We start from the raw sequence: 22,649 nt of genomic DNA on the forward strand, positions 1-22,649 counted from the left end.
AGTTGATTTGGCATGTTATATTATTACATTCAAATCGACGATGCCTTTTTCACGAGCGGGCTTTCACCATGCACAGACGTCACTTGCTCAACTGGATCCTGGCCAGCGCGGCCCTCGTTTTACCCTTTGGTGTTTCGGCCACGCAGATTCGCAATGCTCGGCTCTGGCGTTCGGATGACAAGCTGCGATTGGTGTTCGATCTGAGCGGACCGGTGCAATTCAAGACGTTTTCCCTGAGCGCGCCCGAGCGGCTGATCATCGACTTGAGTGGCGCGAACCTCAGTGGCGATTTCAGTCAGTTGACGCTGAACAACACGATGATTCGCTCAATTCGTTCCGGTCACTACGGCCAGGGCGATACGCGGATCGTCCTCGACCTCAGCGAACCGGTGCAGCTCAACAGTTTTCTGTTGCCACCACAGGACGGGCAGGGCCATCGACTGGTGCTGGATTTGAAGACCGCCGCGCCAATTCAAATCGCCGCTGCGCCGATCATCGACAAGGCTCACCCCAAGCGCGACATCATTGTGGTGGTCGATCCCGGCCACGGCGGCAAGGACCCGGGCGCGGTCGGCGCCAAAGGCGAGCGGGAAAAAGACGTGGTGTTGTCGATCGCCCAATTGCTGGCGAAACGATTGAAACGCGAGAAAGGCTACGACGTGAAACTGGTGCGCAACGACGACTTCTTCGTCCCGCTGCGCAAACGCGTGGAGATCGCCCGCAAGCACAATGCCGACATGTTCATCTCGGTGCACGCCGATGCTGCGCCACGGCTCACCGCATCCGGCGCTTCGGTGTATTGCCTGTCCGAAGGCGGCGCAACCTCGGCCACGGCGAGGTTTATGGCGCAGCGGGAGAACGGCGCGGACTTGCTGGGCGCCACCAGCCTGCTCAATCTCAGGGACAAAGACCCGATGCTCGCCGGGGTGATTCTCGACATGTCGATGAACGCGACCATTGCCGCCAGCCTGCAACTGGGCAGTACCGTGCTCGGCAGCCTCGCGGGCATCACCACGCTGCACCAGAAACGCGTGGAACAGGCGGGATTTGCCGTGCTGAAGTCGCCGGATGTGCCGTCAATCCTGGTGGAAACCGGCTTCATTTCCAACGCCCGGGACAGTCAGCGGCTGGTCACGGCGCGGCATCAGCAGGCTGTCGCTGACGGTTTGTTCGAAGGGTTGCAGCGCTATTTTCAGAAGAATCCGCCGATGAACAGCTATGTGGCCTGGCAGCAGGAGCAGAAAAAAGCCCAGGTCTAGCAGCCGGTAATCCGGCTACAGGTGAACTTGCCGCTGCTGCCGCCAGAGCTGGAAAACCGATTGACGGTGGTCCAGCCAACGCGGCGGCTGTAGCCGACCCAAGCTTCGCCATCGGAGGCGAGCCCGGTGAAAAATGTCAGTTGCCCGTAGCGGCTGCTGGTCTGCGCCCAATAGCGTTTGCCGAGCACTTCGAAACCACGCAGATAGATCGTACTGCCGACGGTGTTGACGCTGTAGGCGTTGCCGTCAGGGTCGACGCACGCGAGCAGATTGGCGCTGCGGGTGCATTTGGCCAGGTTCGGGATTTGTCCCCAGGCATCGACGGCGATCAATAACGACAAGCTCAGCAGCGCGCATTTCAGGGCGTTTCCCATGGCGTTTCTCAAGGAGCGAATGGCTCAAGCATCGTGCCCTTTGTCTTGGCGGACAAGAGGGGAGTGGTTTATTTGTGCTGTTATACTATAACATTAAAAACATACTTGCCCTTGTGCCCCAAGAACGTGAAGAGCTGCGCGAACGCCATAAACGGGCGTCGACCGGCCACATCCTGTGAGGAATACCTGATGCCCAATCGTCTTCCCGTGACCGTCCTGTCGGGCTTTCTCGGCGCCGGCAAGAGTACGTTGCTCAATTACGTACTACGTAATCGCGAAAATCTGCGCGTAGCCGTGATCGTCAACGACATGAGCGAAATCAACATCGATGGCAGCGAAGTTCAGCGCGATGTCAGCCTGAATCGCGCCGAAGAGAAACTCGTGGAAATGAGCAACGGCTGCATTTGCTGCACCTTGCGCGAAGATTTGCTGGACGAGGTCAGCAAACTCGCCAAGGACGGTCGTTTCGATTACCTGTTGATCGAGTCCACTGGCATTTCAGAGCCGCTGCCCGTAGCGGAAACCTTCACCTTCCGCGACGACGAAGGCCAGAGCCTGGCCGACATCGCCCGGCTCGACACCATGGTCACCGTGGTCGACGGCATGAACTTCCTGCTCGACTATCAAGCCGCAGAAAGCCTCGCATCCCGTGGCGAAACCCTGGGCGAAGAGGATGAGCGTTCGATCACCGACCTGCTGATCGAACAGATCGAATTCGCCGACGTGATCCTCATCAGTAAGATCGATTTGATCAGCAGCAGCGAGCGCCAGGAGTTGATCGCGATCCTCGAACGGCTCAACTCCCAGGCGGAAATCATCCCGATGGTCATGGGCGAAATCCCGCTGGAAAAGATCCTCAACACCGGCCGCTTCGACTTCGAAAAAGCTGCCCAGGCACCGGGCTGGTTGCAGGAACTACGCGGTGAGCATGTGCCGGAGACCGAAGAATACGGCATCGCTTCAACGGCCTACCGCGCACGCCGACCGTTTCATCCCCAGCGCTTTTTCAGCTTCATCGACCGCCCATGGGTCAACGGCAAACTGCTGCGCTCCAAGGGCTTTTTCTGGCTGGCCAGCAAGCACATGGATGCCGGCAGTTGGTCCCAGGCCGGCGGTTTGATGCGCCACGGTTTCGCGGGTCGCTGGTGGCGTTTTGTACCGAAAACCCAATGGCCGCAAGACGAGGAAAGCACCGCCGGGATCATGGAAACCTGGACCGCCAGCACCGGCGATTGCCGCCAGGAACTGGTGTTCATCGGCCAGAACATCGACTTCGCGCAACTCACCGTCGAACTCGACAATTGCCTGCTGACCGACGATGAAATGGCCCAAGGCATCGAAGGCTGGCGCCTGCTGCCAGACCCGTTTGGCCCTTGGCACGAAGAGGCCGCCTGATGCTCACACTCACCCCTGTGGGCGCGGGCTTGCTCGCGAAAGCGTCCGCCCGCACACCGCGTCAGCACCACGGAGCCAACCCGAAAGTCCTGACAAAAATCCTCCACGACGACGCCAATCTCGCCGTATGGCAGCGCGAACTCCCGCTGCACATCGCTGATTTCGCTCGACTACTGCTGTCCCTGAACGAACCGGTCGCTGAGTCGCTATCGCTGGAAATCGCCAACGAAGACGCCGAGCCCAACCTGCGTGGATTGGCTGCAAATTACCGCGACCTCGAAGGCTACGAAGGCTTCGTCGCCGACATTTCCTGGCTGGTCAGCGCCTTCGCCTGTTTGCTCGGTGCCCGGCATGTCGGCTTGCGCCTGCGGGTATTGGACAAAGCCATGTGCCCACGCTTCCATGTCGATCACGTGCCGGTGCGGCTGATCACCACCTATGCCGGGGTTGGCAGCGAGTGGCTGAAGGAAGGGGCGATGGATCGTCGGCAACTGGGCAAACCGGAGGCCGAACCGCAGGCGCAGATTCAGCAAGTCCGCAGCGGCGATGTGGCGTTGCTCAAAGGCGAGAAATGGCACGGCAATGAAGGTTTCGGCCTGATCCATCGCTCACCACAACCGGCGCCGGGGGAGCGTCGGTTAATTCTGACGCTCGACTGGCTGAGCTAGGGGTTGAGCCAGTTGCCCTGGCTCTGTGCCTCGCAAAACGGCTTCAGATACGCTGCATCGGTGGCCACGCCGTAATAGTGAATATCCTGACGGTAGGGCATATTGGCGACTTGGGCGTTGCTGCACACGCCGAAGGCGCCGGTGGGGCATTGGTCGACGTATTGCACATCGACTTTCTGCCCGGGAAGGTTCGGCTGGCAGAAACCGTCAGCGAAGAGCTTTTGCGGGATGTTGCGGTTCTGCTGGCAGACTTTCACGTCGAGCCGTTCCGCCGTGCTGTGGACCACACACGCCTGGGCCAACACCTCGCCCGACACCAGCGCCAACAGCAACGACAACCCCATCAACCGCATCCACTACCTCCTCAGAAAACTTCGACCATGTTGCAGAACATCCCCACTCACGTCATTGCCGGTCCCTTGGGCGCCGGCAAGACCAGCCTGATCAAGCACCTGCTGGCGCAGCGGCCGGCGAACGAGCGCTGGGCGGTGCTGATCAACGAGTTCGGCCAGATCGGCCTCGACGCCGCGCTGCTGACCCAGGACGCCGATGGTATCGCACTGGGGGAAGTGGCCGGAGGCTGTTTGTGTTGCGTCAATGGCGCGCCGTTTCAGATCGGTCTTGGGCGGTTGTTGCGTAAAGCACGGCCGGATCGGCTGTTTATCGAACCCTCCGGGCTGGGTCACCCGGCGCAGTTGCTGCGGCAATTGAGTGAGGCGCCGTGGCTTGGGGTGCTGGCGGTGCAACCGTGTGTCCTGGTGCTGGACGCACAGGCGCTGGCGGCCGGGAAGCCGTTGCCGGTGGCGCAGCAGCAAGCGTTGAACAACGCGGGTTTGTTGCTGCTCAACAAGTCGGAAAACCTTGATGACGCGGAACGTCAGCGAATCACCGAGCAGTTGCCGACACGTCCTTTTTATTGGACCCAGCAAGCGGTGATGCCACTGAGCGAATTGCCGGGGCTTGAGAAGCAAGCTGTCGCGGGTGTGGATAACTTCGTCGCGCCCAGAGGGTTGGCGCAGATGCCGGCGATCTGGACCGATACCGCGTTTCCGATTTGCTTGAGCCAGGAGCAGGAGGGCGGTTGGAGCATTGGCTGGCGCTGGCATCCGAGCCAGACATTCGACGCTGCGCTCATTGGCAAGTGGCTCGAAAGCCTTGCCTGGCGTCGCGCGAAGCTGGTTATCCACAGCACTGGTGGTTGGGTTTCGGCGAATGCGGTGGATAACTCGGTGCTGGATTGGCAGGCGAGCGAATGGCGGCAGGACTCTCGTATCGAACTGATCTTCAGTGAGCCTCAAGATGTTGAATCGCTTCAAAGAAGTCTGGCTGACTGTCGGATGGGTTGAAGATCAAAAGATCGCAGCCTTCGGCAGCTCCTACATTTGGAATGCAATCCTCTGTAGGAGCTGCCGAAGGCTGCGATCTTTTGATCTATGGGCGCCACTTCGTATGTTCCTGCCGCCACTGGCTCATCTCGATCACTTCACCACGGGGCTTCACCACCTCAACCACCGGCGGTGTGTCGTCAAACGGCATCGGGTAGGGCGCCAGTTCAATCTGCGCGCTGTGTGCGCCGAACTGGGTGATGGTCCCGGTATGACGGGTTTCGCCGGTCACGGTGAATTCGAAGTTATACACACGCGCCAGACGTCGACGGCCACTGGCATCTTTGATAAAACCGATTTTTTTCAGCGCCACGTTGCCGTCGAGCAACTCGATTTCGAGTTTGGCGCAATGCTGCTTGACCCGTTCCAGCGCGCGCTCGCGCAAACCGTGGTTATGCCACAGCCACGCGCCGCCGGTGGCCAGCAGCATTAGCACGAAGATATTTCCGAGGGTCAGCATCAACAAAGTGCTCCAACAAGATAGTGCCAGCTTAACTGTGTCGCCGGTCTGTCGTACAGGCTGTGTTTAGTCGCATACTGCGCGGCTCGAATTTCATTCGTTTTACGGAAAACTCACCGCATGAAACGTACGCCCCATCTGCTCGCCATCCAGTCCCACGTGGTGTTCGGCCACGCTGGCAACAGCGCCGCGGTTTTCCCGATGCAGCGGGTCGGGGTGAATGTCTGGCCGCTCAACACCGTGCAGTTCTCCAACCACACGCAATACGGGCAATGGGCGGGTGAAATATTGCCGCCGCATCAGATTCCCGAGCTGGTGGAAGGCATCGCCGCGATCGGCGAACTGGGCAACTGTGATGCGGTGCTGTCCGGCTACCTCGGCAGTGCGGCCCAGGGCCGGGCGATCCTCACCGGCGTGGCGCGCATCAAGTCGATCAACCCCAAGGCGCTGTACCTGTGCGACCCGGTAATGGGCCATCCAGAGAAAGGTTGCAGTGTGCCGGCGGAGGTCAGCGACTTCCTGCTGGAAGAAGCGGCCGCCGTGGCCGACTTCATGTGTCCGAACCAGCTGGAGCTGGACAGCTTCTCGGGACGCAAACCGCAGTCGCTGTTCGATTGCCTGGCCATGGCGCGGGCGCTGCTGGCACGCGGTCCGAAAGCGGTGTTGGTCAAGCACCTGGACTATCCCGGCAAGCCTGAAGAGGTATTTGAGATGCTGTTGGTGACGGCCGAGGGCAGTTGGCACTTGCGTCGACCATTGCTGGCGTTCCCGCGTCAGCCGGTGGGCGTCGGTGACCTGACGTCCGGCCTGTTCCTGGCCCGCGTGCTGCTGGGCGACAGCTTGGTGGCGGCGTTCGAATTCACCGCTGCCGCCGTGCATGAAGTGCTGCTGGAAACCCAGGCCTGTGCCAGCTATGAGCTGGAACTGGTGCGGGCGCAGGACCGGATTGCGCATCCGCGGGTGCGGTTCGAAGCGACACCGATCAGCCTCTGAGTGCTGCGTCGAGCCCATTCGCGAGCAAGCCCGCTCCCACATGGGTTCTGAGGTGTGCGCACATTTTGTGCAACGCAACAGAATCCATGTGGGAGCGGGCTTGCTCGCGAAGGCTATCTAAAGAACACCACCTACCAGACTAAACTGATCAAGCGTCGCCCTTGATCTCCTGATAGCGCTTTTCCAGCTCCTGACGAATCTGCCGGCGCTGCTGGGCCTGGATGAAGCGGCGCTTGTCTTCGCTGTTCTGCGGTTGCAGCGGCGGGACGGGGGCCGGTTTGCGCTGGTCATCCACCGCGACCATGGTGAAGAAACAGCTATTGGTGTGGCGCACCGAGCGCTCGCGAATGTTTTCGGTCACTACCTTGATGCCCACCTCCATCGAGGTGTTGCCGGTGTAGTTGACCGACGCCAGGAAGGTCACCAGTTCGCCGACATGAATCGGCTCGCGGAAAATCACCTGGTCCACTGACAAAGTCACCACGTAGCGGCCGGCATAACGGCTGGCGCAGGCGTAGGCCACTTCGTCGAGGTATTTGAGCAGGGTGCCGCCGTGGACATTGCCAGAGAAGTTGGCCATGTCGGGGGTCATCAATACCGTCATCGACAGTTGGGCGTTTCCGGGTTCCATAGCGTTCTCACGGGTCAAGGCAGGATTTCGGGAGCGCACCTCTGCGGGTGCGTGGTCGGCATTTCAAAACCAACAGTTATCGGGACGCCGGGCAGGTGGCTGTCGTCACGCCGGATCGATCTGTTTCCATATATTGCACCGCCTTTCTGCCGGAAGTCGCGGTGTTACGCTCCGGGAAGTCGATTTCAAGGAGCCCCATACCATGCATGCCATCAGTTTCATCCAGGATCTGGCAGTGATCATGTTGGTCGCGGGCGTGGTGACAGTGCTCTTTCACCGGTTCAAGCAACCGGTGGTCCTCGGCTATATCGTCGCCGGTTTCATCATCGGCCCGCACACGCCGCCGTTCGGCCTGATCCACGATGAAGAAACGATCAAGACCCTGGCTGAACTGGGGGTGATTTTCCTGATGTTCTGCCTGGGCCTGGAGTTCAGCCTGCGCAAACTATTCAAGGTCGGGGCCACGGCGTTCATCGCGGCGTTCCTGGAAATCGTGCTGATGATCTGGATCGGCTACGAAATCGGCCGCTGGTTCGACTGGAACACCATGGATTCGCTGTTCCTCGGGGCGATCCTGGCGATTTCCTCGACCACCATCATCGTCAAGGCGCTCAACGACCTGAAGATGAAAAACGAGCGCTTCGCCCAGTTGATCTTCGGTGTGCTGATCGTCGAAGACATCCTCGGCATCGGCATTATCGCCTTGCTGTCGAGCATCGCCGTCAGCGGCACCGTCAGCTCGGGCGAAGTGTTCTCCACGGTCGGCAAACTCTCGCTGTTCATGATCGTCGCGCTGGTCATCGGCATCCTGCTGGTGCCGCGCCTGTTGGCGTACGTGGCTAAATTCGAAAGCAACGAGATGCTGTTGATCACGGTGCTGGGCCTGTGTTTCGGCTTCTGTCTGCTGGTGGTCAAGCTTGAATACAGCATGGTCCTTGGCGCCTTCCTGATTGGCGCGATCATGGCCGAATCCCGGCAGTTGTTGAAGATCGAGCGCTTGATCGAGCCAGTTCGCGACCTGTTCAGCGCAATCTTCTTCGTTGCCATCGGGCTTATGCTCGATCCGCTGATCCTGCTGCAATACGCCTGGCCCATCGCGGTGATCACCGTGGCAGTGGTGCTGGGCAAGATGTTGTCCTGCGGCCTCGGCGCCTTTATCGCCGGCAATGACGGACGCACCTCACTGCGGGTCGGGATGGGTCTTTCGCAGATTGGCGAATTCTCCTTCATCATCGCCGCGCTGGGCATGACCCTGCAGGTCACCAGCAACTTCCTCTATCCGGTGGCCGTGGCGGTATCGGTGATCACCACGCTGCTGACGCCGTACCTGATCCGCGCCGCGGATCCACTGTCGATCAAGCTCGCAGCGGTCATGCCGCAGCGCCTGAGCCGTGTGTTGGGGATGTATGGCGAATGGTTGCGCAGCATTCAGCCCCAAGGCGAGGGTGCGCTGCTGGCGTCGATGATCCGGCGGATTTTGTTGCAGGTCGGGGTCAATCTGGCCCTGGTGATCGCGATTTTCTTCTCGGGGGCATTTTTCGCCGAGCGTATGTCGACTTACCTGCAAGGCTGGATCAGTGACCCGAGCTGGCAGAAAGCGCTGATCTGGGGTGGGGCGTTGCTGTTATCGCTGCCGTTCCTGATCGCGGCCTATCGCAAGCTCAAGGCGCTATCGATGCTGTTGGCGGAGATGGGTGTGAAAGCCGAAATGGCCGGTCGCCACACGCAGCGAGTGCGCCGGGTGATCTCCGAAGTGATCCCGATCCTCTCGCTGCTGGTGATTTTCCTGCTGCTGGCAGCCTTGTCGGCCAGTATTCTGCCGACCAACAAGTTGCTGGTGCTGATTGCCGTGGTCACCGCCGCCGTAGCGGCGCTGCTCTGGCGTTGGTTCATCCGCGTGCACACGCGGATGCAGGTGGCGCTGCTGGAAACCCTGGACAACCATAAGGACGGATCCGGGCATTGACCGGCGGGGGCGCCGGGCGGATCAGCTTTCCAGCCAGACGTCCCGCGCCCAGTGCCAGACCGATTCCCAGGTTTCTTCGGCAATCAGCTCTTCTTCGGCTTGCCACAGCACCACGGTGCCGTCTTCTTCGACCAGGTAGTAGTCGTCACCGTCCTGGCAGATGGGGATCATGCTGCGATCAACCCCTGCGTCCCAGGCGTTGGCGGCAACGTCCGGCAGGTAGGTGTGGGATTGCGGGTCGGTCACGGTGACCGGTTCCAGGCTGCCGTAGACCACATCGCTGACGGTCAGCAAAAATTCTCTGAAGACGAACGGAATGTCGATGAACAGTTGTTCTTCGATTTCCACGATCTGATCTTCGTCGGGCAATTCCAAGGGGACCGGTACTGGTTCGTTGGCTTCACGCAGTTGTTCGATGATTTCTTCCACGTCCGGGATCCTCTTGCTTGATGGCGCGGTTTAGTTGGGGCGGTTTATACAGTAGCTCGCTATAGATGCAACCGCGAAATAGAAAACCCCGGCCAAGGCCGGGGCTTTTTACAGGGATAACATTGCGACAGGTTTAACCCGCGTCGGTTCAGCCGTTCTGGCGGATACCGGCGACCAGCCAAGGCTGGTTCTCGCCTTGCGGACGTTCCATGTTCCAGCTTTCGCTGAACACTTCGCCCTGGTCGAAACGGGAAGTCTTCGATACACCGCTGAAGGTCAGGGTGGCGATGGTCTTGTCCGCACGGTCATCCACGCCGTCCAGTTGTACCTGGAGGTTATCGATGTAGGTGGACTGGAAAGTGTCGCCCAGGTCGGCACGTTCGCGCTTGAGGAACTCCAGCATTTGCGGGGTCACGAACTCGGCGATCTTGTCCATTTCGTTGGCGTCCCAGTGTTGCTGCAGGGACTGGAAGTGGTTGCGCGCTGCTTCGATGAAGTTCTGTTCATTGAACCAGGCTGGAGCGTTGATCACCGGGCGAGCGGCGGCAGGCGCTGCCGAGCCACCGAAGATCGAACCGCCGGCAGGCTTGTTCTCGAACACTTCACGCTGCATCGGCGCGCCGGCTGGAGCCAGGTGCTCCTGCTGCTTGCGACGACGAGCGGCGATGAACCGGAAGATCAGGAAGGCGATGACCGCCATGATCAGGATGTCGAAGATCTGCATGCCCTGGAAGCCGCCGCCCATGAACATGGAGGCCAGCAGGCCACCAGCCGCGATACCGGCCAGAGGGCCGAGCCAGCGCGAAGCACCGCCGGCCTTGGCCGCAGCGCCAGCGGCACCGGCCGCACCCGCGGTGGCAGCAGCGCCGCCCGCAGCAGAAGAAGGGGCCATTTGGCTGGTCTGGTGGGTCGGCGCCGCGCCGGCGCTTTTGCCGCCGCCAAAGCGCTTGGCGTTGGCGTCCAGGCTCATCGTCAGGCCGATGCACAACGCCATGGCGATGCTAAGAAAACGTTTCATAAGGGGAATTCCCATTTGTGGATTGCACGCGGGCCATGTTGCACAGCTGAAGTGCCACTGGCTAGCGGTAGAGTGTTTCGGGCTTTTGCCTGACAGGTTGCGTTCAGCTAGTCGGGGGCAATAAGGCCTTTTACTTTTGTCTGTAGGAAGAGTGGACAGGCTCGGCGGGAAATTTACTCAGCGTCGCAGGGCCAGCATGACCACGCCTGCGGTGATCAGACCGATTCCACCCCATTGGCGCAGGTCGAGTTTTTCGCCCAGCAGGATCACGCCCAGCACCGCCACCAGCACCACGCTGAGTTTGTCGACGGGAGCGACCAACGAGGCCGGCCCGACTTTCAGTGCGCGGAAGTAGCAAATCCATGAAGCACCGGTCGCCAGGCCAGACAGCAGCAGGAACAGGTAGCTCTTGGCCGAGATTGATCCTAATGACTGATATTGGCCCGTCGCGTACAAAATCAAGGCCAGGCTGACCAGCACCACTATCGTGCGCAGGAGGGTGGCGAAGTCGGAATTGACGTTTTCGATGCCGATCTTCGCGAAAATGGCGGTCATGGCCGCGAATACCGCCGATAGCAGGGCCCAGAATGTCCAGGAGGAAAAGAAGCCTGAGCCCATGTTTGCGCCTTATCAGTTCAACCTTCTGAGTGGGGATAAACACCAAACCCTGTGGGAGCTGGCTTGCTCGCGAAAGCGGTGGATCAGCCAACAGCTCTGTTGAATTGAAAACCGCATTCGCGAGCAAGCCCGCTCCCACAGAAAAGCTACCAAGTAGCTTTTAGATTGCTTCCAGTTTGGCGTAGCCGAGCATCAACCACTTGCTGCCTTCCCCGAAGTTCACCTGCACCCGAGCCTGGGCCCCGGCGCCTTCGAAGTTCAGGATCACGCCGTCACCAAACACCGAATGCCGTACAGCCTGGCCCAGGCTGAAACCGGTGTCCGGGATCTCGCTGCCACCGAACAGGCTGCTGGAACTCTGCTGCTGACCACCACCGAAAGGACGGCTGACGCTGTTGGACAAGCGCACTTCCTGGATCAGGCCTTTCGGCACTTCCCGTACGAAGCGCGACACCTTGTTGTAGGTTTCGCTGCCGTACAGGCGTCGGGTTTCAGCATAGGTCATCACCAGGTTCTGCATGGCCCGTGTGATGCCGACGTAGGCCAGGCGCCGTTCTTCTTCAAGACGACCGGGTTCTTCCAGGCTCATCTTGTGCGGGAACAAGCCTTCTTCCATGCCCACCAGGAACACGTAAGGGAATTCCAGGCCTTTGGCGCTGTGCAGGGTCATCAACTGAATGCTGTCTTCATGCTCGTCAGCCTGAGTGTCGCCAGCTTCCAGCGACGCATGGCCGAGGAACGCTGACAGTGGCGTCAGGTCTTCGTCTTCTTCTGCGTTTTCGAAGTTGCGCGCAGCGCTGACCAGTTCCTCAAGGTTTTCTACCCGGGCCTGGCCTTTCTCGCCTTTTTCCGCTTCGTGGTAGGCAATCAGCCCCGACTGCTCGATGACGGTCTGGGTCATCAGGTGCAGCGGCATGTCCATGCACTTGGCGGCGAGGTTCTCGATCAGTTCGATAAACGCCCCGAGTGCGCCGGCAGCACGGCCGGTCAGGCCTTTATTGGCCACCAGCAGGCGCATGGCTTCCCACATCGACACATCGCTGTGGCGCGCGTGATCGCGAATCGCTTCGACGGTTTTTTCGCCGATTCCGCGTGCCGGCACGTTGATCACCCGTTCCAGTGCCGCATCGTTGCCGCGACCTTCCAGCAACCGCAGGTAAGCCATGGCGTTCTTGATTTCCGCCCGCTCGAAGAAGCGCTGACCGCCGTAAATGCGATACGGAATACGCTCGCGCAGCAAGGCTTCTTCCAAAACGCGGGATTGGGCGTTGGAGCGGTACAAAATCGCAATATCGCTGCGGGCCAAGCCAGTTTTCAGCGCGCTTTCAATGGTTTCCACCACATAGCGTGCTTCGTCGTGCTCGTTGAACGCGGCGTACAGATTGATCGCTTCGCCTTCGCCGCCATCGGTCCACAGCTCTTTGCCCATGCGCCCGGTGTTATTGGCGATCAGGGCGTTGGCAGCCTTGAGGATGCCGGCGGTGGAGCGGTAGTTCTGCTCGAGGCGAATGGTCTCGGCATCCGGGAAGTCGTCGGAATACTGATAGATGTTCTCGATTTTCGCCCCGCGCCAGCCGTAGATCGACTGGTCGTCGTCGCCGACCACCATCAGGCTGTCGCCGCCCTTCGCCAATAGGCGCAACCAGGCGTACTGCACGGCGTTGGTGTCCTGGAACTCGTCCACCAGAATGTGCCGGAAGCGCTTCTGATAATGCGCCAACAGGCCCGGATGATCGCGCCACAGATCGAGGGCGCGCAGCAGCAGTTCGGAGAAGTCGATGACGCCGGCGCGCAGGCACGCGGCCTCGTAGGCTTCATAAATGCTGCGCATGGTCGCCAGGAACAGGTCGCCGCTGGCTTGAATATGTTGCGGGCGCAGACCTTCGTCTTTCTGTCCGTTGATGAACCACTGGGCCTGACGGGCCGGCCAGCGCTGCTCGTCCAGGCCCAGCTCGCGGATCACCCGCTTGACCAGCCGTTGCTGGTCGTCGCTGTCGAGAATCTGGAAGGTCTGGCTCAGCCCGGCTTCCTGCCAGTGTGCCCGCAGCAAGCGGTGCGCCAGGCCGTGGAAGGTGCCGACCCACATGCCGGCCGGGTTCAGGCCCATCAACTGCTCGATGCGATGACGCATCTCCGCAGCAGCCTTGTTGGTGAACGTCACCGACAGGATGGAGTGGGGCGAGGCGTTCTCGACCTGGATCAACCAGGCGATACGGTGCACCAGCACTCGGGTTTTACCGGAACCAGCACCGGCCAGGACCAACTGACGACCCACGCGGGCAGCTACGGCCTGGCGTTGGGCATCGTTGAGGGAGTTCAGCAGAAGGGAGAGATCATCGCGCATCGGGGCATTCTAGGGGGCGGCGCCACACCGGGCAAACATCGCTTTGATTTAGCCGATGAAAGATCGATGGAGGACGACCGGTCGGTCACTGGCTGCAGGCGGCGGCGGGACTCGCTTGGGTGCTTTTGCGGCGACGCTCGTGATCGATACTTTGGTCTACTTTGTGACCTGGAGCAGTTTGGTCATCGCCATTGCTTGTGTATGCTCCGTGCAGAATTCGGGCTCACCACGCTCCATATAAGAACAAGAAAATTGCCTATGACCCTCAGCTCCGACCTGTCGGGCCCCTCTGTGGAGCCGCGGGTTATCCGCAAACAGTACGCCATGGAAATGGCGGTTGAGCGCACGCGCCTGCTCTATCAGGGCTCGCTGCTGCCGACGCTGTTCATGCTGATCAACGGTCTGGTCTGCGCCGGGTTGCTCTGGAGCCCGCAGCGCTACTTCCTGGTCAGCGTCTGGCTGGTGTGGTTGCTGTCGCTGGTGGCGCTGCGGGTGATTCAGGTCGCAGCCTTCGATTCGGCGATCCCCAACCGCCAGGCCCATCCGATCTGGATCCGCATGTTCTTGCTGGGCTCGGCCATGACCGGCCTGACCCTCGCCGGCGCCGGCATCGCCCTGGTGCCCGCTGACACCTTTATTCAGCAAGCCTGGGTCTTTGGCCTGATCGGCGCCGCGGCCCTCTCGGCCAGCGTGGCCTACGCGGTCAGCCTTCCGGCGTTTCTCTCCTTTACCTTGCCCTGTCTGCTGCCGGCCATCGGCTATATGTTCTGGGGCGGCGATGAACAGCAACAGGGCTGGGGCTGGTTTGGCCTGATTCTGCTCGGCGCGTTGAGCGTGGTGGCCTGGCAGGTCAATCGGCTGATTGATCGCGGCTTGTTGCGGCGCTTCCAGAATCAGGCATTGATCGAGCATTTGCAGCTTGCGCAAACCCAGGGCGACCAGCTCAATCACGAACTGGCCAAGGAAATCGATCAGCGCCGCAGCGCCGAAGAGGAATTGCGCGAGGCCCAGGTCGAACTGGAAAACCGCGTGGCCGAGCGTAGCCAGGAACTGATCACCGCGACCCAAGCCTTGGGCAAGAGCGAAGCGCGCCTGGCCCTGGCGTTGAAGGCCAGCGAATTGGGGCTGTGGGACTGGAACCTGCAAACCGACGAAGTCCATCACACGCAGATTCAGGAACTGTTCGGTCTGGCGCCGGAATATGTGACCGCCATGCTCAGTCACCTGCGACCGCGCCTGCATCCCGACGACGTGCCGCCCCTCAAGCGCGCGCTGATCGAGCATTTGAAGGGCCGCAGCGAGGATTACCAGATTGAATACCGCGTACGCCATGGCGACGGCCATTGGGTCTGGATCGAGGACCGTGGCCGCGCCGTGGAGCGCAGTGACAGTGGCCGGGTGATTCGCATGGTCGGCACCCGCCGCGACATCAGCGCGAGCAAAGGCCAGGAAGAGCAGCGGCAACTGGCGGCGACGGTGTTTGAAGCGGCCAGCGAAGGCATTGTGATCTTCGACCCGAATTACGCACTGATCGCGGTCAATCAGGCCTTCAGCCGTGTGACCGGTTACGACGTCGAGGACATGCTCGGGCGCAACGTCGTCGAGTTGCCGTGCAGCCGCGATGCCCGCCGCCACTACACCAGCATCCATCAGGCCCTTGAGCAGCACGGCAGTTGGCAGGGCGAACTGGTGGAGACCCGCAAGAACGGCGAACTTTACCCGCAATGGCTACAACTGAACGCGGTGCGCGATAGTCGCGGAAAGGTCAGCCATATTGTCGGCTTCTTCGCCGATCTTTCGGCCCGGCGCGAATCCGAAGAGCGCATGCGCTACCTGACCCATTACGACGAACTCACCGGCCTGGCCAACCGTTCGCTGTTCCGCGAACGGCTGCGTGAAGCCCATCAACGGGTGCGACAGGGCGGGCGGCGCAGTTTGGCGTTGCTGCACATCAATCTCGATCGTTTCAAGTTGCTCAACGACAGCCTGGGCCATGAAATCGCCGACCAGCTATTGCAGAAAATGGCCCGGCGTCTGGTCAACGCGTTGCCCGAAGCAGACACCATCGCACGACTCTCCGGCGACGAGTTCGCTGTGTTGTTCGACGCCTACGGCAACCTGTCGAGCCTGGCCCGGGTGGCCACTCGCTTGTCGAGCAAGCTGCGTTTGCCAGTGACAGTCGAAGGGCATGAATTGGTGGTCAGCGCCTCCATGGGCATCAGCATGTTGCCGGACAACGCCCGAGAGATTTCCGCGTTGGTGAGCCAGTCGAACATGGCCATGCAGCACGCCAAACATCTGGGCGGCAACAACTTCCAGTTCTACACCGACAGCCTGCAAGCCAGCACCCTTGAGCGTTTGCAGCTCGAGAATCAACTGCGCAAAGCCATCGAAGAAAAGCAGTTGAAGGTGTTTTACCAACCGAAACTGTGCCTCGCCACTGGCCGTTTGAACGCCGCCGAAGCCTTGGTGCGCTGGGATCATCCGACCATGGGCCGGGTGCCACCCAACGATTTCATTGGCCTGGCCGAGGAAACCGGGCTCATCGGTCCGATCGGCGAGTTCGTATTGCGCCAGGCTTGCTGGCAAGCCTGTGAGTGGCAGCGCCAGGGGCTGGCGCCGATCCGGGTCTCTGTCAATCTGTCGGTGCATCAATTGCGCCAGGGCAAACTGGTTAGCCTGGTGCGTCAGGTGCTGGAAGAAACCGGTCTGGCGCCGCATTACCTGGAGCTGGAACTCACCGAGAGCCAGTTACTGGACAGCGTCGAACACATCATCGCGACCTTCCAGCAGTTGCGTGATCTGGGGGTGAAGCTGGCGATTGACGATTTTGGCACTGGCTATTCATCCCTGAGCTACCTAAAGCGTATTCCGGTGGACTACGTGAAGATCGATCAGGCGTTTATCCGTGGCTTGGGGGAGGGCAGTGAAGATGCGGCGATTACCCGAGCGATTATCGCCATGGCCCATGGCTTGTCGTTGAAAGTCGTGGCCGAAGGCGTGGAGCGGCCTGAACAGCTAGAGTTTCTGCGGGTCGAGCGTTGCGATGAAGTGCAGGGTTATTTGATCAGTCGGCCCGTGGAAGCTGCGGATTTGGCCGAGCTGCTGCACAGGCAAGCCAACCCTTGGTAAGTGCTACATGGAGCGTACAACGCGTGGAATGGGGACATCGAGTTACGCATTGAGCAGGCAAAAAGCCGATTCATGTAGTATAACTACAAGCGTGCTACATCCCCGGCACCTGCCAATAACAAAGAGTCCACCCCTTGAATCTGCTGCAACACATCGCCCAGTCCCGTCACCTGTTACGCAAGTCGGAGCTCAAGGTCGCCGACCATGTGCTGCTTGACCCTGCGGCGGTGATGCACAGCTCCATGGCCGACCTGGCCCACAGCGTGGGTATCAGCGAGCCGACCATCGTGCGTTTTTGCCGCGCCATCGGCTGTTCGGGTTTCCAGGATTTGAAGTTGAAGCTGGCGCAGAGCCTGGCGGCCGGTGCGAGCTTCGGGCAGTTCGCGATTCATGAAGACGATTCCGTCGCTGACTACAGCCTGAAAATCTTCGACACCACCCTGCACACGTTGATGGAGGTTCGCGAGAAGCTCGATCCGGTGGAATTGCAGCGGGCGGTGTCGCTGATGTCCCAGGCTCAGCGCGTTGAGTTCTATGGCTTTGGCGCGTCGGGCGCGGTAGCGGCGGATGCCCAGCACAAGTTCTTCCGTTTGCTGCTGACGGCAGCGGCTTATTCCGATCCGCACATGCAGGCGATGTCGGCGGTAACGCTGAAGCCGACCGATGTGGCGATCTGCATTTCCCAGTCCGGGCGTTCCAAGGATTTGTTGATCACCGCGAACCTGGTGCGCGAAAGCGGCGCTTCGCTGATCACCTTATGTCCGAGCCAGACGCCGTTGGCCGAGTTGTCGACCGTCAACCTGGCGATCGACGTGCACGAAGACACCGAAATCTATACGCCGCTGACCTCGCGTATCGCCCATCTGGTGGTGATCGACGTGTTGGCGATGGGTGTGGCGATGGCCCGCGGGCCGAGCCTGGTCAACCACCTCAAGAGCGTCAAGCGCAGCCTGCGCAGTTTGCGGTTGTCGCCCAAATCGGTGAAAGCGCTGGATGATTGATCCGATCTGAAACCGCCGAAGGTCGTTCCGACCTTCATTCGCCAGCAAGCCCGCTCCCACATTAGACCGAGTTCGCCTGAACAAATCGGTCTAATGTGGGAGCGGGCTTGCTCGCGAAGGCGTCCTCGAAATCGCCACGCCCATCCGCAATATTCACACGGCTGTAACCCACCCGCCGCCAAACCGTCATCCCCCGCGTTCATCGTGTAACTCCCGTACTCGCCTTGGGAGACCTGCAATGGCCCAGCCCTACGAAGAACGCAACAGCGCCCTCAGAACCCGTCGCCAGCAAGAAGACCAGCGCCGCATGGAATTCCGCCGTGCTATCGAAGACCGTTGTGAACGCCGTCAACTTCTGGCCGAAATCGGCGATTTTCCGGACGACCTGGAACTCAATTACTGGCAGGCAGCACCGGCAACTTCCCGTCGAAACGCTCAACCAGCGCGCTGATCTGCACCCGTTCGCTGCGGATAAACGCAAGGAACGCGTGCGCTACCGGTGACAGGCGCTTGGCCTTGGCCTGCACCAGGCACCAGCTGCGATACAACGGCAGCTCTTCGACCGGCAACTCAATGAGCGCGCCGGTCGCCAATTCAAGGTTCAGGGCGTGGCGCGTCAACAAGGCCAGGCCCAGACCCGCCAACACACACTCACGCTGGGCTTCCGCCGATGCGACCTCCTGGGTCTGGGTGAAGTGCACGCGTTTCTCTTTGAAATACTCTTCGCACGCCATCCGCGTCCCGGACCCCGGTTCGCGCATCAGCAGCGTGTACGGCTCCAGATCCTGCAAGCGCAGCGGCCCCATATGGCACAACGGATGATCCGGCGGCGCCACGGCCACAATCGGGTTGTTCAGGAACGGCAGGAACTCCAGGCCCATGTCCTGGGGCACCATCGACATAATCACCAGATCATCGCGGTTGTCCGACAGGCGCCGGATCACCTGGCCCCGGTTGACCACCGTCAGGTGCAGGTTCACTTCCGGGTGCTGGCGCTTGAACGCGGCAAACAAGTGCGGCACGAAGTACTTGGCACTGGATTCCACCGCCAGTTTCAATTGCCCCTGCAACGAGCCCTGCATGTCCGATAACTGCATGTCGAGGTTTTCCAGGCGCCCGAAAATATCTCGGCTAGCGCGCTGAAGCGCTTCCGCCGCTTCGGTCATGTAGAGTTTTTTGCCGACGTAATCGAACAACGGCTGACCGATCAGCTCCTCAAGTTGACGAATCTGTAGGCTCACGGCAGGTTGTGTGAGGGACATTTCGTCAGCCGCACGGCTGTAGGACCTCAAATCACAGACTTCATTGAAAATCTGCAATTGACGCAATGTCATACGCATCAATGACTTACGCATTATTAAAGGGCTCCGGCCACTGGCTGATGCGCCAACTATAAGTCTTTACTTATGGCTAACCCAATTATTAATCATTTTTGTTAATCCCTTATGGGGACTAGTGTGGGGCTGCGACTAAATTGAAACATTTAGTCACGCGTCGACCTGGTCTAGCAGGTCGTGGGTATCACCGGCTCAAGGGAACCTCCAAGTGATAACAAAGATCCTGATCGCCAACCGTGGTGAGATTGCCGTACGAATCGTGCGTGCCTGCGCCGAGATGGGCATTCGCTCGGTCGCGGTCTATTCCGACGCCGACCGGCATGCCTTGCACGTCAAACGTGCGGACGAAGCCCATAGCATCGGTGCCGACCCGCTGGCCGGTTACCTGAACCCGCGCAAGTTGGTGAACCTGGCGGTAGAGACCGGATGCGATGCGTTGCACCCCGGTTATGGTTTCCTTTCGGAAAACGCCGAACTGGCGGACATCTGCGCCGAACGCGGCATCAAATTCATTGGTCCATCGGCTGAAGTGATTCGCCGCATGGGCGACAAGACCGAAGCCCGCCGCAGCATGATCAAGGCTGGCGTCCCGGTCACTCCCGGCACCGAAGGCAACGTCGCGGACATCGCCGAGGCGCTGGTCGAGGGCGACCGCATCGGTTACCCGGTGATGCTCAAGGCCACTTCCGGTGGTGGCGGCCGCGGTATTCGTCGCTGCAACAGCCGCGACGAACTCGAACAAGCCTTCCCACGGGTGATTTCCGAAGCGACCAAGGCTTTTGGTTCGGCGGAAGTGTTCCTGGAAAAATGCATCGTCAACCCGAAACACATCGAAGCGCAGATTCTTGGCGACAGCTTTGGCAACGTGGTGCACCTGTTCGAGCGCGACTGCTCGATCCAGCGCCGCAACCAGAAGCTCATCGAAATCGCCCCGAGCCCGCAACTGACCCCGGAACAGCGCGCCTACATCGGCGACCTGTCGGTGCGCGCGGCCAAGGCCGTAGGTTACGAGAACGCCGGCACCGTGGAGTTCCTGCTCGCCGAGGGCGAGGTGTACTTCATGGAGATGAACACCCGGGTGCAGGTGGAACACACCATCACCGAAGAAATCACCGGCATCGACATCGTGCGTGAGCAGATTCGCATTGCGTCCGGCCTGCCGCTTTCGGTGAAACAGGAAGACATCCAGCACCGTGGCTTTGCGCTGCAATTCCGGATCAACGCCGAAGACCCGAAAAACAACTTCCTGCCGAGCTTCGGCAAGATCACCCGTTACTACGCCCCCGGTGGTCCGGGTGTGCGCACCGACACGGCGATCTACACCGGCTACACCATTCCGCCGTTCTACGACTCCATGTGCCTGAAACTGGTGGTGTGGGCGCTGACCTGGGAAGAGGCGATGGACCGTGGCTTGCGCGCCCTCGACGACATGCGTCTGCAAGGGGTCAAGACCACCGCCGCGTACTACCAGGAAATCCTGCGCAACCCGGAATTCCGTAGCGGCCAGTTCAACACCAGCTTCGTTGAAGCCCACCCGGAACTGACCAACTACTCGATCAAGCGCAAACCCGAAGAGCTGGCCCTGGCCATCGCTGCCGCCATCGCCGCCCACGCAGGCCTGTGAGGAATAACAAAATGTCCAAGAAGATTCACGTAACCGACACCATCCTGCGCGACGCCCACCAATCGCTGCTCGCCACCCGCATGCGCACCGAAGACATGCTGCCGATCTGCGACAAGCTCGACAAAGTCGGCTACTGGTCGCTGGAAGTCTGGGGCGGCGCGACGTTCGACGCCTGCGTACGCTTTCTGAAAGAAGACCCGTGGGAGCGTCTGCGCCAACTGCGTGCGGCGTTGCCTAACACGCGTCTGCAAATGCTCCTGCGTGGCCAGAACCTGCTGGGCTACCGCCATTACAGCGACGATGTGGTCAAAGCCTTCGTCGCCAAGGCTGCGGTCAACGGCATCGACGTGTTCCGCATCTTCGACGCCATGAACGATGTGCGTAACCTGCGTGTGGCCATCGAAGCCGTGAAAGCGGCGGGCAAACACGCCCAGGGCACCATCGCCTACACCACCAGCCCGGTGCACACCATCGAGGCGTTCGTGGCGCAAGCCAAGCAAATGGAAGCCATGGGTTGCGACTCGGTGGCGATCAAGGACATGGCCGGCCTGCTGACCCCGTACGCTACCGGCGAACTGGTCAAGGCGCTGAAATCCGAGCAGTCGCTGCCCGTGTTCATTCACTCGCACGACACCTCGGGCATGGCCACCATGTGCCAACTCAAGGCCATCGAAAACGGTGCCGACCACATCGACACCGCAATCTCCAGTTTCGCCTCGGGCACCAGCCACCCAGGCACCGAATCGATGGTCGCCGCTCTTAAAGGCAGCGAATTCGACACCGGCCTGAATCTGGAACTGCTGCAAGAGATCGGCCTGTACTTCTACGCCGTGCGCAAGAAGTACCACCAGTTCGAAAGCGAATTCACCGCCGTCGACACCCGGGTTCAAGTCAACCAGGTGCCGGGCGGGATGATTTCCAACCTGGCCAACCAGTTGAAAGAGCAGGGCGCACTCAATCGCATGGGCGAAGTGTTGGCCGAAATCCCGCGGGTTCGCGAAGACCTCGGCTTCCCACCGCTGGTGACCCCGACCTCGCAAATCGTCGGCACCCAGGCGTTCTTCAACGTGCTGGCCGGCGAGCGCTACAAGACCATAACCAACGAAGTGAAGCTTTACCTGCAAGGCGGCTACGGCAAGGCGCCGGGCACCGTGAACGAGAAACTGCGTCGCCAGGCCATTGGCAGCGAAGAGGTGATCGACGTTCGCCCGGCTGACCTGCTCAAACCGGAAATGACCAAGTTGCGCGGCGAAATCGGTGCGGTGGCCAAGTCCGAAGAAGACGTGCTGACCTACGCCATGTTCCCGGATATCGGTCGCAAGTTCCTCGAAGAACGCAACGCGGGCACCTTGTCCCCTGAAGTGCTGTTGCCGATTCCAGAAGCCGGCGGCGTGACCTCGGCCAGTGGCGAAGGTGTGCCGACCGAGTTCGTCATCGACGTCCACGGCGAAACCTACCGCGTCGACATCACCGGTGTGGGCGTCAAGGCCGAAGGCAAGCGTCACTTCTATCTGTCCATCGACGGTATGCCCGAAGAAGTGGTGTTCGAACCGCTCAACGAATTCGTCAGCGGCGGCAGCAGCAAGCGCAAGCAAGCCACGGCGCCAGGCCACGTCAGCACCACCATGCCGGGCAACATTGTCGATGTGCTGGTCAAGGAAGGCGACACCGTGAAGGCTGGCCAGTCCGTGCTGATCACCGAAGCGATGAAGATGGAAACCGAAGTGCAGGCCGCCATCGCCGGCAAAGTCACCGCCATCCACGTGGCCAAGGGCGACCGGGTGAACCCGGGCGAAATCCTGATCGAGATCGAAGGCTGATTTAACAGCCAGGATCACACCGCTTTAAACCTCGGGGGGGCATGTGCTCCCCTTTTTTTTGCCCGATATTTGGGTGCACCACAATCCTTGTGTGGGAGCGGGCTTGCTCGCGAAGGGGCCGTGTCAGTCGACATCCATGTTGGCTGACAAACCGCTTTCGCGAGCAAGCCCGCTCCCACAGGTTCCGAGGTGTGT

The 22,649-nt window shown here is 60.3% G+C and carries 20 protein-coding genes; 11 read left to right on the top strand and 9 right to left on the bottom strand.

All coding sequences use genetic code 11. The features are described 5' to 3' along the window. Positions 1-68: 68 nt before the first annotated feature. Positions 69-1,259, top strand: a complete 1,191-nt coding sequence (locus tag BK665_RS21265) for an N-acetylmuramoyl-L-alanine amidase (RefSeq protein ID WP_123408599.1) — start codon at positions 69-71, stop codon at positions 1,257-1,259. Here the strand turns inward: BK665_RS21265 and BK665_RS21270 are convergent. Continuing rightward, positions 1,256-1,633, bottom strand: coding sequence for a glutamine synthetase (locus BK665_RS21270; RefSeq protein ID WP_123408600.1), 378 nt, complete (start codon positions 1,631-1,633; stop codon positions 1,256-1,258). The genes BK665_RS21265 and BK665_RS21270 overlap by 4 nt on opposite strands. Positions 1,634-1,822: 189 nt before the next feature. Between BK665_RS21270 and zigA the strand changes: the two genes are divergently transcribed. Together zigA and BK665_RS21280 are read left to right on the top strand one after the other, a co-directional pair. Next, the gene (gene zigA, locus BK665_RS21275) at positions 1,823-3,028 is read left to right on the top strand and encodes a zinc metallochaperone GTPase ZigA (RefSeq protein ID WP_123408601.1); all 1,206 of its coding nucleotides are present in this window, start codon (positions 1,823-1,825) and stop codon (positions 3,026-3,028) included. After that, complete coding sequence (locus BK665_RS21280; protein ID WP_123408602.1) at positions 3,028-3,696, top strand: DUF1826 domain-containing protein; 669 nt, start codon at positions 3,028-3,030, stop codon at positions 3,694-3,696. The genes zigA and BK665_RS21280 overlap by 1 nt, the downstream gene beginning before the upstream one ends. Here BK665_RS21280 and BK665_RS21285 read toward each other — a convergent pair. Continuing rightward, complete coding sequence (locus BK665_RS21285) at positions 3,693-4,049, bottom strand: NADH:ubiquinone oxidoreductase (RefSeq protein ID WP_123408603.1); 357 nt, start codon at positions 4,047-4,049, stop codon at positions 3,693-3,695. The genes BK665_RS21280 and BK665_RS21285 overlap by 4 nt on opposite strands. A 27-nt stretch (positions 4,050-4,076) precedes the next feature. Here BK665_RS21285 and BK665_RS21290 point away from each other — a divergent pair, with 27 nt between their 5' ends. Next, a complete protein-coding gene (locus tag BK665_RS21290; RefSeq protein ID WP_123408604.1) occupies positions 4,077-5,042 on the top strand; it encodes a CobW family GTP-binding protein in 966 nt (321 codons plus the stop codon). A gap of 85 nt (positions 5,043-5,127) precedes the next feature. Here BK665_RS21290 and BK665_RS21295 read toward each other — a convergent pair whose 3' ends face one another. Then, positions 5,128-5,541 carry a DUF3301 domain-containing protein gene (locus BK665_RS21295; RefSeq protein ID WP_123408605.1) on the bottom strand — a complete coding sequence of 138 codons (414 nt, stop codon included), beginning with the start codon at positions 5,539-5,541 and terminating at the stop codon, positions 5,128-5,130. Positions 5,542-5,661: 120 nt separating this feature from the next. Here BK665_RS21295 and pdxY point away from each other — a divergent pair, with 120 nt between their 5' ends. Further along, entirely contained in the window at positions 5,662-6,534 is an 873-nt protein-coding gene (pdxY, locus tag BK665_RS21300; RefSeq protein WP_054048266.1) for a pyridoxal kinase PdxY, read from the top strand. Between the two features lie 148 nt (positions 6,535-6,682). On the opposite strand, the gene BK665_RS21305 is transcribed toward pdxY, so the two are convergent. Beyond that, the gene (locus BK665_RS21305) at positions 6,683-7,165 is read right to left on the bottom strand and encodes an acyl-CoA thioesterase (protein WP_092275880.1); all 483 of its coding nucleotides are present in this window, start codon (positions 7,163-7,165) and stop codon (positions 6,683-6,685) included. 202 nt (positions 7,166-7,367) lie between these two features. Here BK665_RS21305 and BK665_RS21310 point away from each other — a divergent pair, with 202 nt between their 5' ends. Continuing rightward, a complete protein-coding gene (locus tag BK665_RS21310; protein ID WP_123408606.1) occupies positions 7,368-9,131 on the top strand; it encodes a cation:proton antiporter in 1,764 nt (587 codons plus the stop codon). 21 nt (positions 9,132-9,152) lie between these two features. Here the strand turns inward: BK665_RS21310 and BK665_RS21315 are convergent, their stop codons facing one another. The 4 genes from BK665_RS21315 to uvrD form a co-directional block, all read right to left on the bottom strand. Further along, complete coding sequence (locus tag BK665_RS21315; RefSeq protein ID WP_007943369.1) at positions 9,153-9,560, bottom strand: SMI1/KNR4 family protein; 408 nt, start codon at positions 9,558-9,560, stop codon at positions 9,153-9,155. Positions 9,561-9,708: 148 nt separating this feature from the next. Further along, complete coding sequence (locus tag BK665_RS21320) at positions 9,709-10,578, bottom strand: Tim44 domain-containing protein (protein WP_123408607.1); 870 nt, start codon at positions 10,576-10,578, stop codon at positions 9,709-9,711. A gap of 177 nt (positions 10,579-10,755) precedes the next feature. Beyond that, positions 10,756-11,196, bottom strand: a complete 441-nt coding sequence (locus tag BK665_RS21325; RefSeq protein ID WP_123408608.1) for an EamA family transporter — start codon at positions 11,194-11,196, stop codon at positions 10,756-10,758. Between the two features lie 160 nt (positions 11,197-11,356). Continuing rightward, positions 11,357-13,540, bottom strand: a complete 2,184-nt coding sequence (gene uvrD / locus BK665_RS21330) for a DNA helicase II (protein ID WP_123408609.1) — start codon at positions 13,538-13,540, stop codon at positions 11,357-11,359. A gap of 258 nt (positions 13,541-13,798) precedes the next feature. Between uvrD and BK665_RS21335 the strand changes: the two genes are divergently transcribed. The 3 genes from BK665_RS21335 to BK665_RS21345 all read left to right on the top strand — a co-directional run bounded on the left by BK665_RS21335 (position 13,799) and on the right by BK665_RS21345 (position 18,124). After that, complete coding sequence (locus BK665_RS21335) at positions 13,799-16,672, top strand: EAL domain-containing protein (RefSeq protein ID WP_123408610.1); 2,874 nt, start codon at positions 13,799-13,801, stop codon at positions 16,670-16,672. Between the two features lie 134 nt (positions 16,673-16,806). Beyond that, positions 16,807-17,673 (top strand): transcriptional regulator HexR, encoded by an 867-nt coding sequence (gene hexR, locus BK665_RS21340; protein ID WP_008027445.1) that lies wholly within the window; start codon positions 16,807-16,809, stop codon positions 17,671-17,673. Positions 17,674-17,911: 238 nt separating this feature from the next. Next, positions 17,912-18,124, top strand: coding sequence for a PA3496 family putative envelope integrity protein (locus BK665_RS21345; protein ID WP_123408611.1), 213 nt, complete (start codon positions 17,912-17,914; stop codon positions 18,122-18,124). Here BK665_RS21345 and BK665_RS21350 read toward each other — a convergent pair. Beyond that, entirely contained in the window at positions 18,066-19,028 is a 963-nt protein-coding gene (locus BK665_RS21350; protein WP_123408612.1) for a LysR family transcriptional regulator, read from the bottom strand. The genes BK665_RS21345 and BK665_RS21350 overlap by 59 nt on opposite strands. 190 nt (positions 19,029-19,218) lie before the next feature. Here BK665_RS21350 and BK665_RS21355 point away from each other — a divergent pair, with 190 nt between their 5' ends. Together BK665_RS21355 and oadA are read left to right on the top strand one after the other, a co-directional pair. Continuing rightward, the gene (locus BK665_RS21355; protein ID WP_123408613.1) at positions 19,219-20,634 is read left to right on the top strand and encodes an acetyl-CoA carboxylase biotin carboxylase subunit; all 1,416 of its coding nucleotides are present in this window, start codon (positions 19,219-19,221) and stop codon (positions 20,632-20,634) included. Positions 20,635-20,645: 11 nt separating this feature from the next. Continuing rightward, positions 20,646-22,454 carry a sodium-extruding oxaloacetate decarboxylase subunit alpha gene (gene oadA / locus BK665_RS21360; protein ID WP_123408614.1) on the top strand — a complete coding sequence of 603 codons (1,809 nt, stop codon included), beginning with the start codon at positions 20,646-20,648 and terminating at the stop codon, positions 22,452-22,454. Positions 22,455-22,649: the final 195 nt, after the last annotated feature.

The sequence above is a fragment of the Pseudomonas frederiksbergensis genome (assembly GCF_003732665.1).
GTDB lineage: Bacteria > Pseudomonadota > Gammaproteobacteria > Pseudomonadales > Pseudomonadaceae > Aquipseudomonas > Aquipseudomonas frederiksbergensis_G.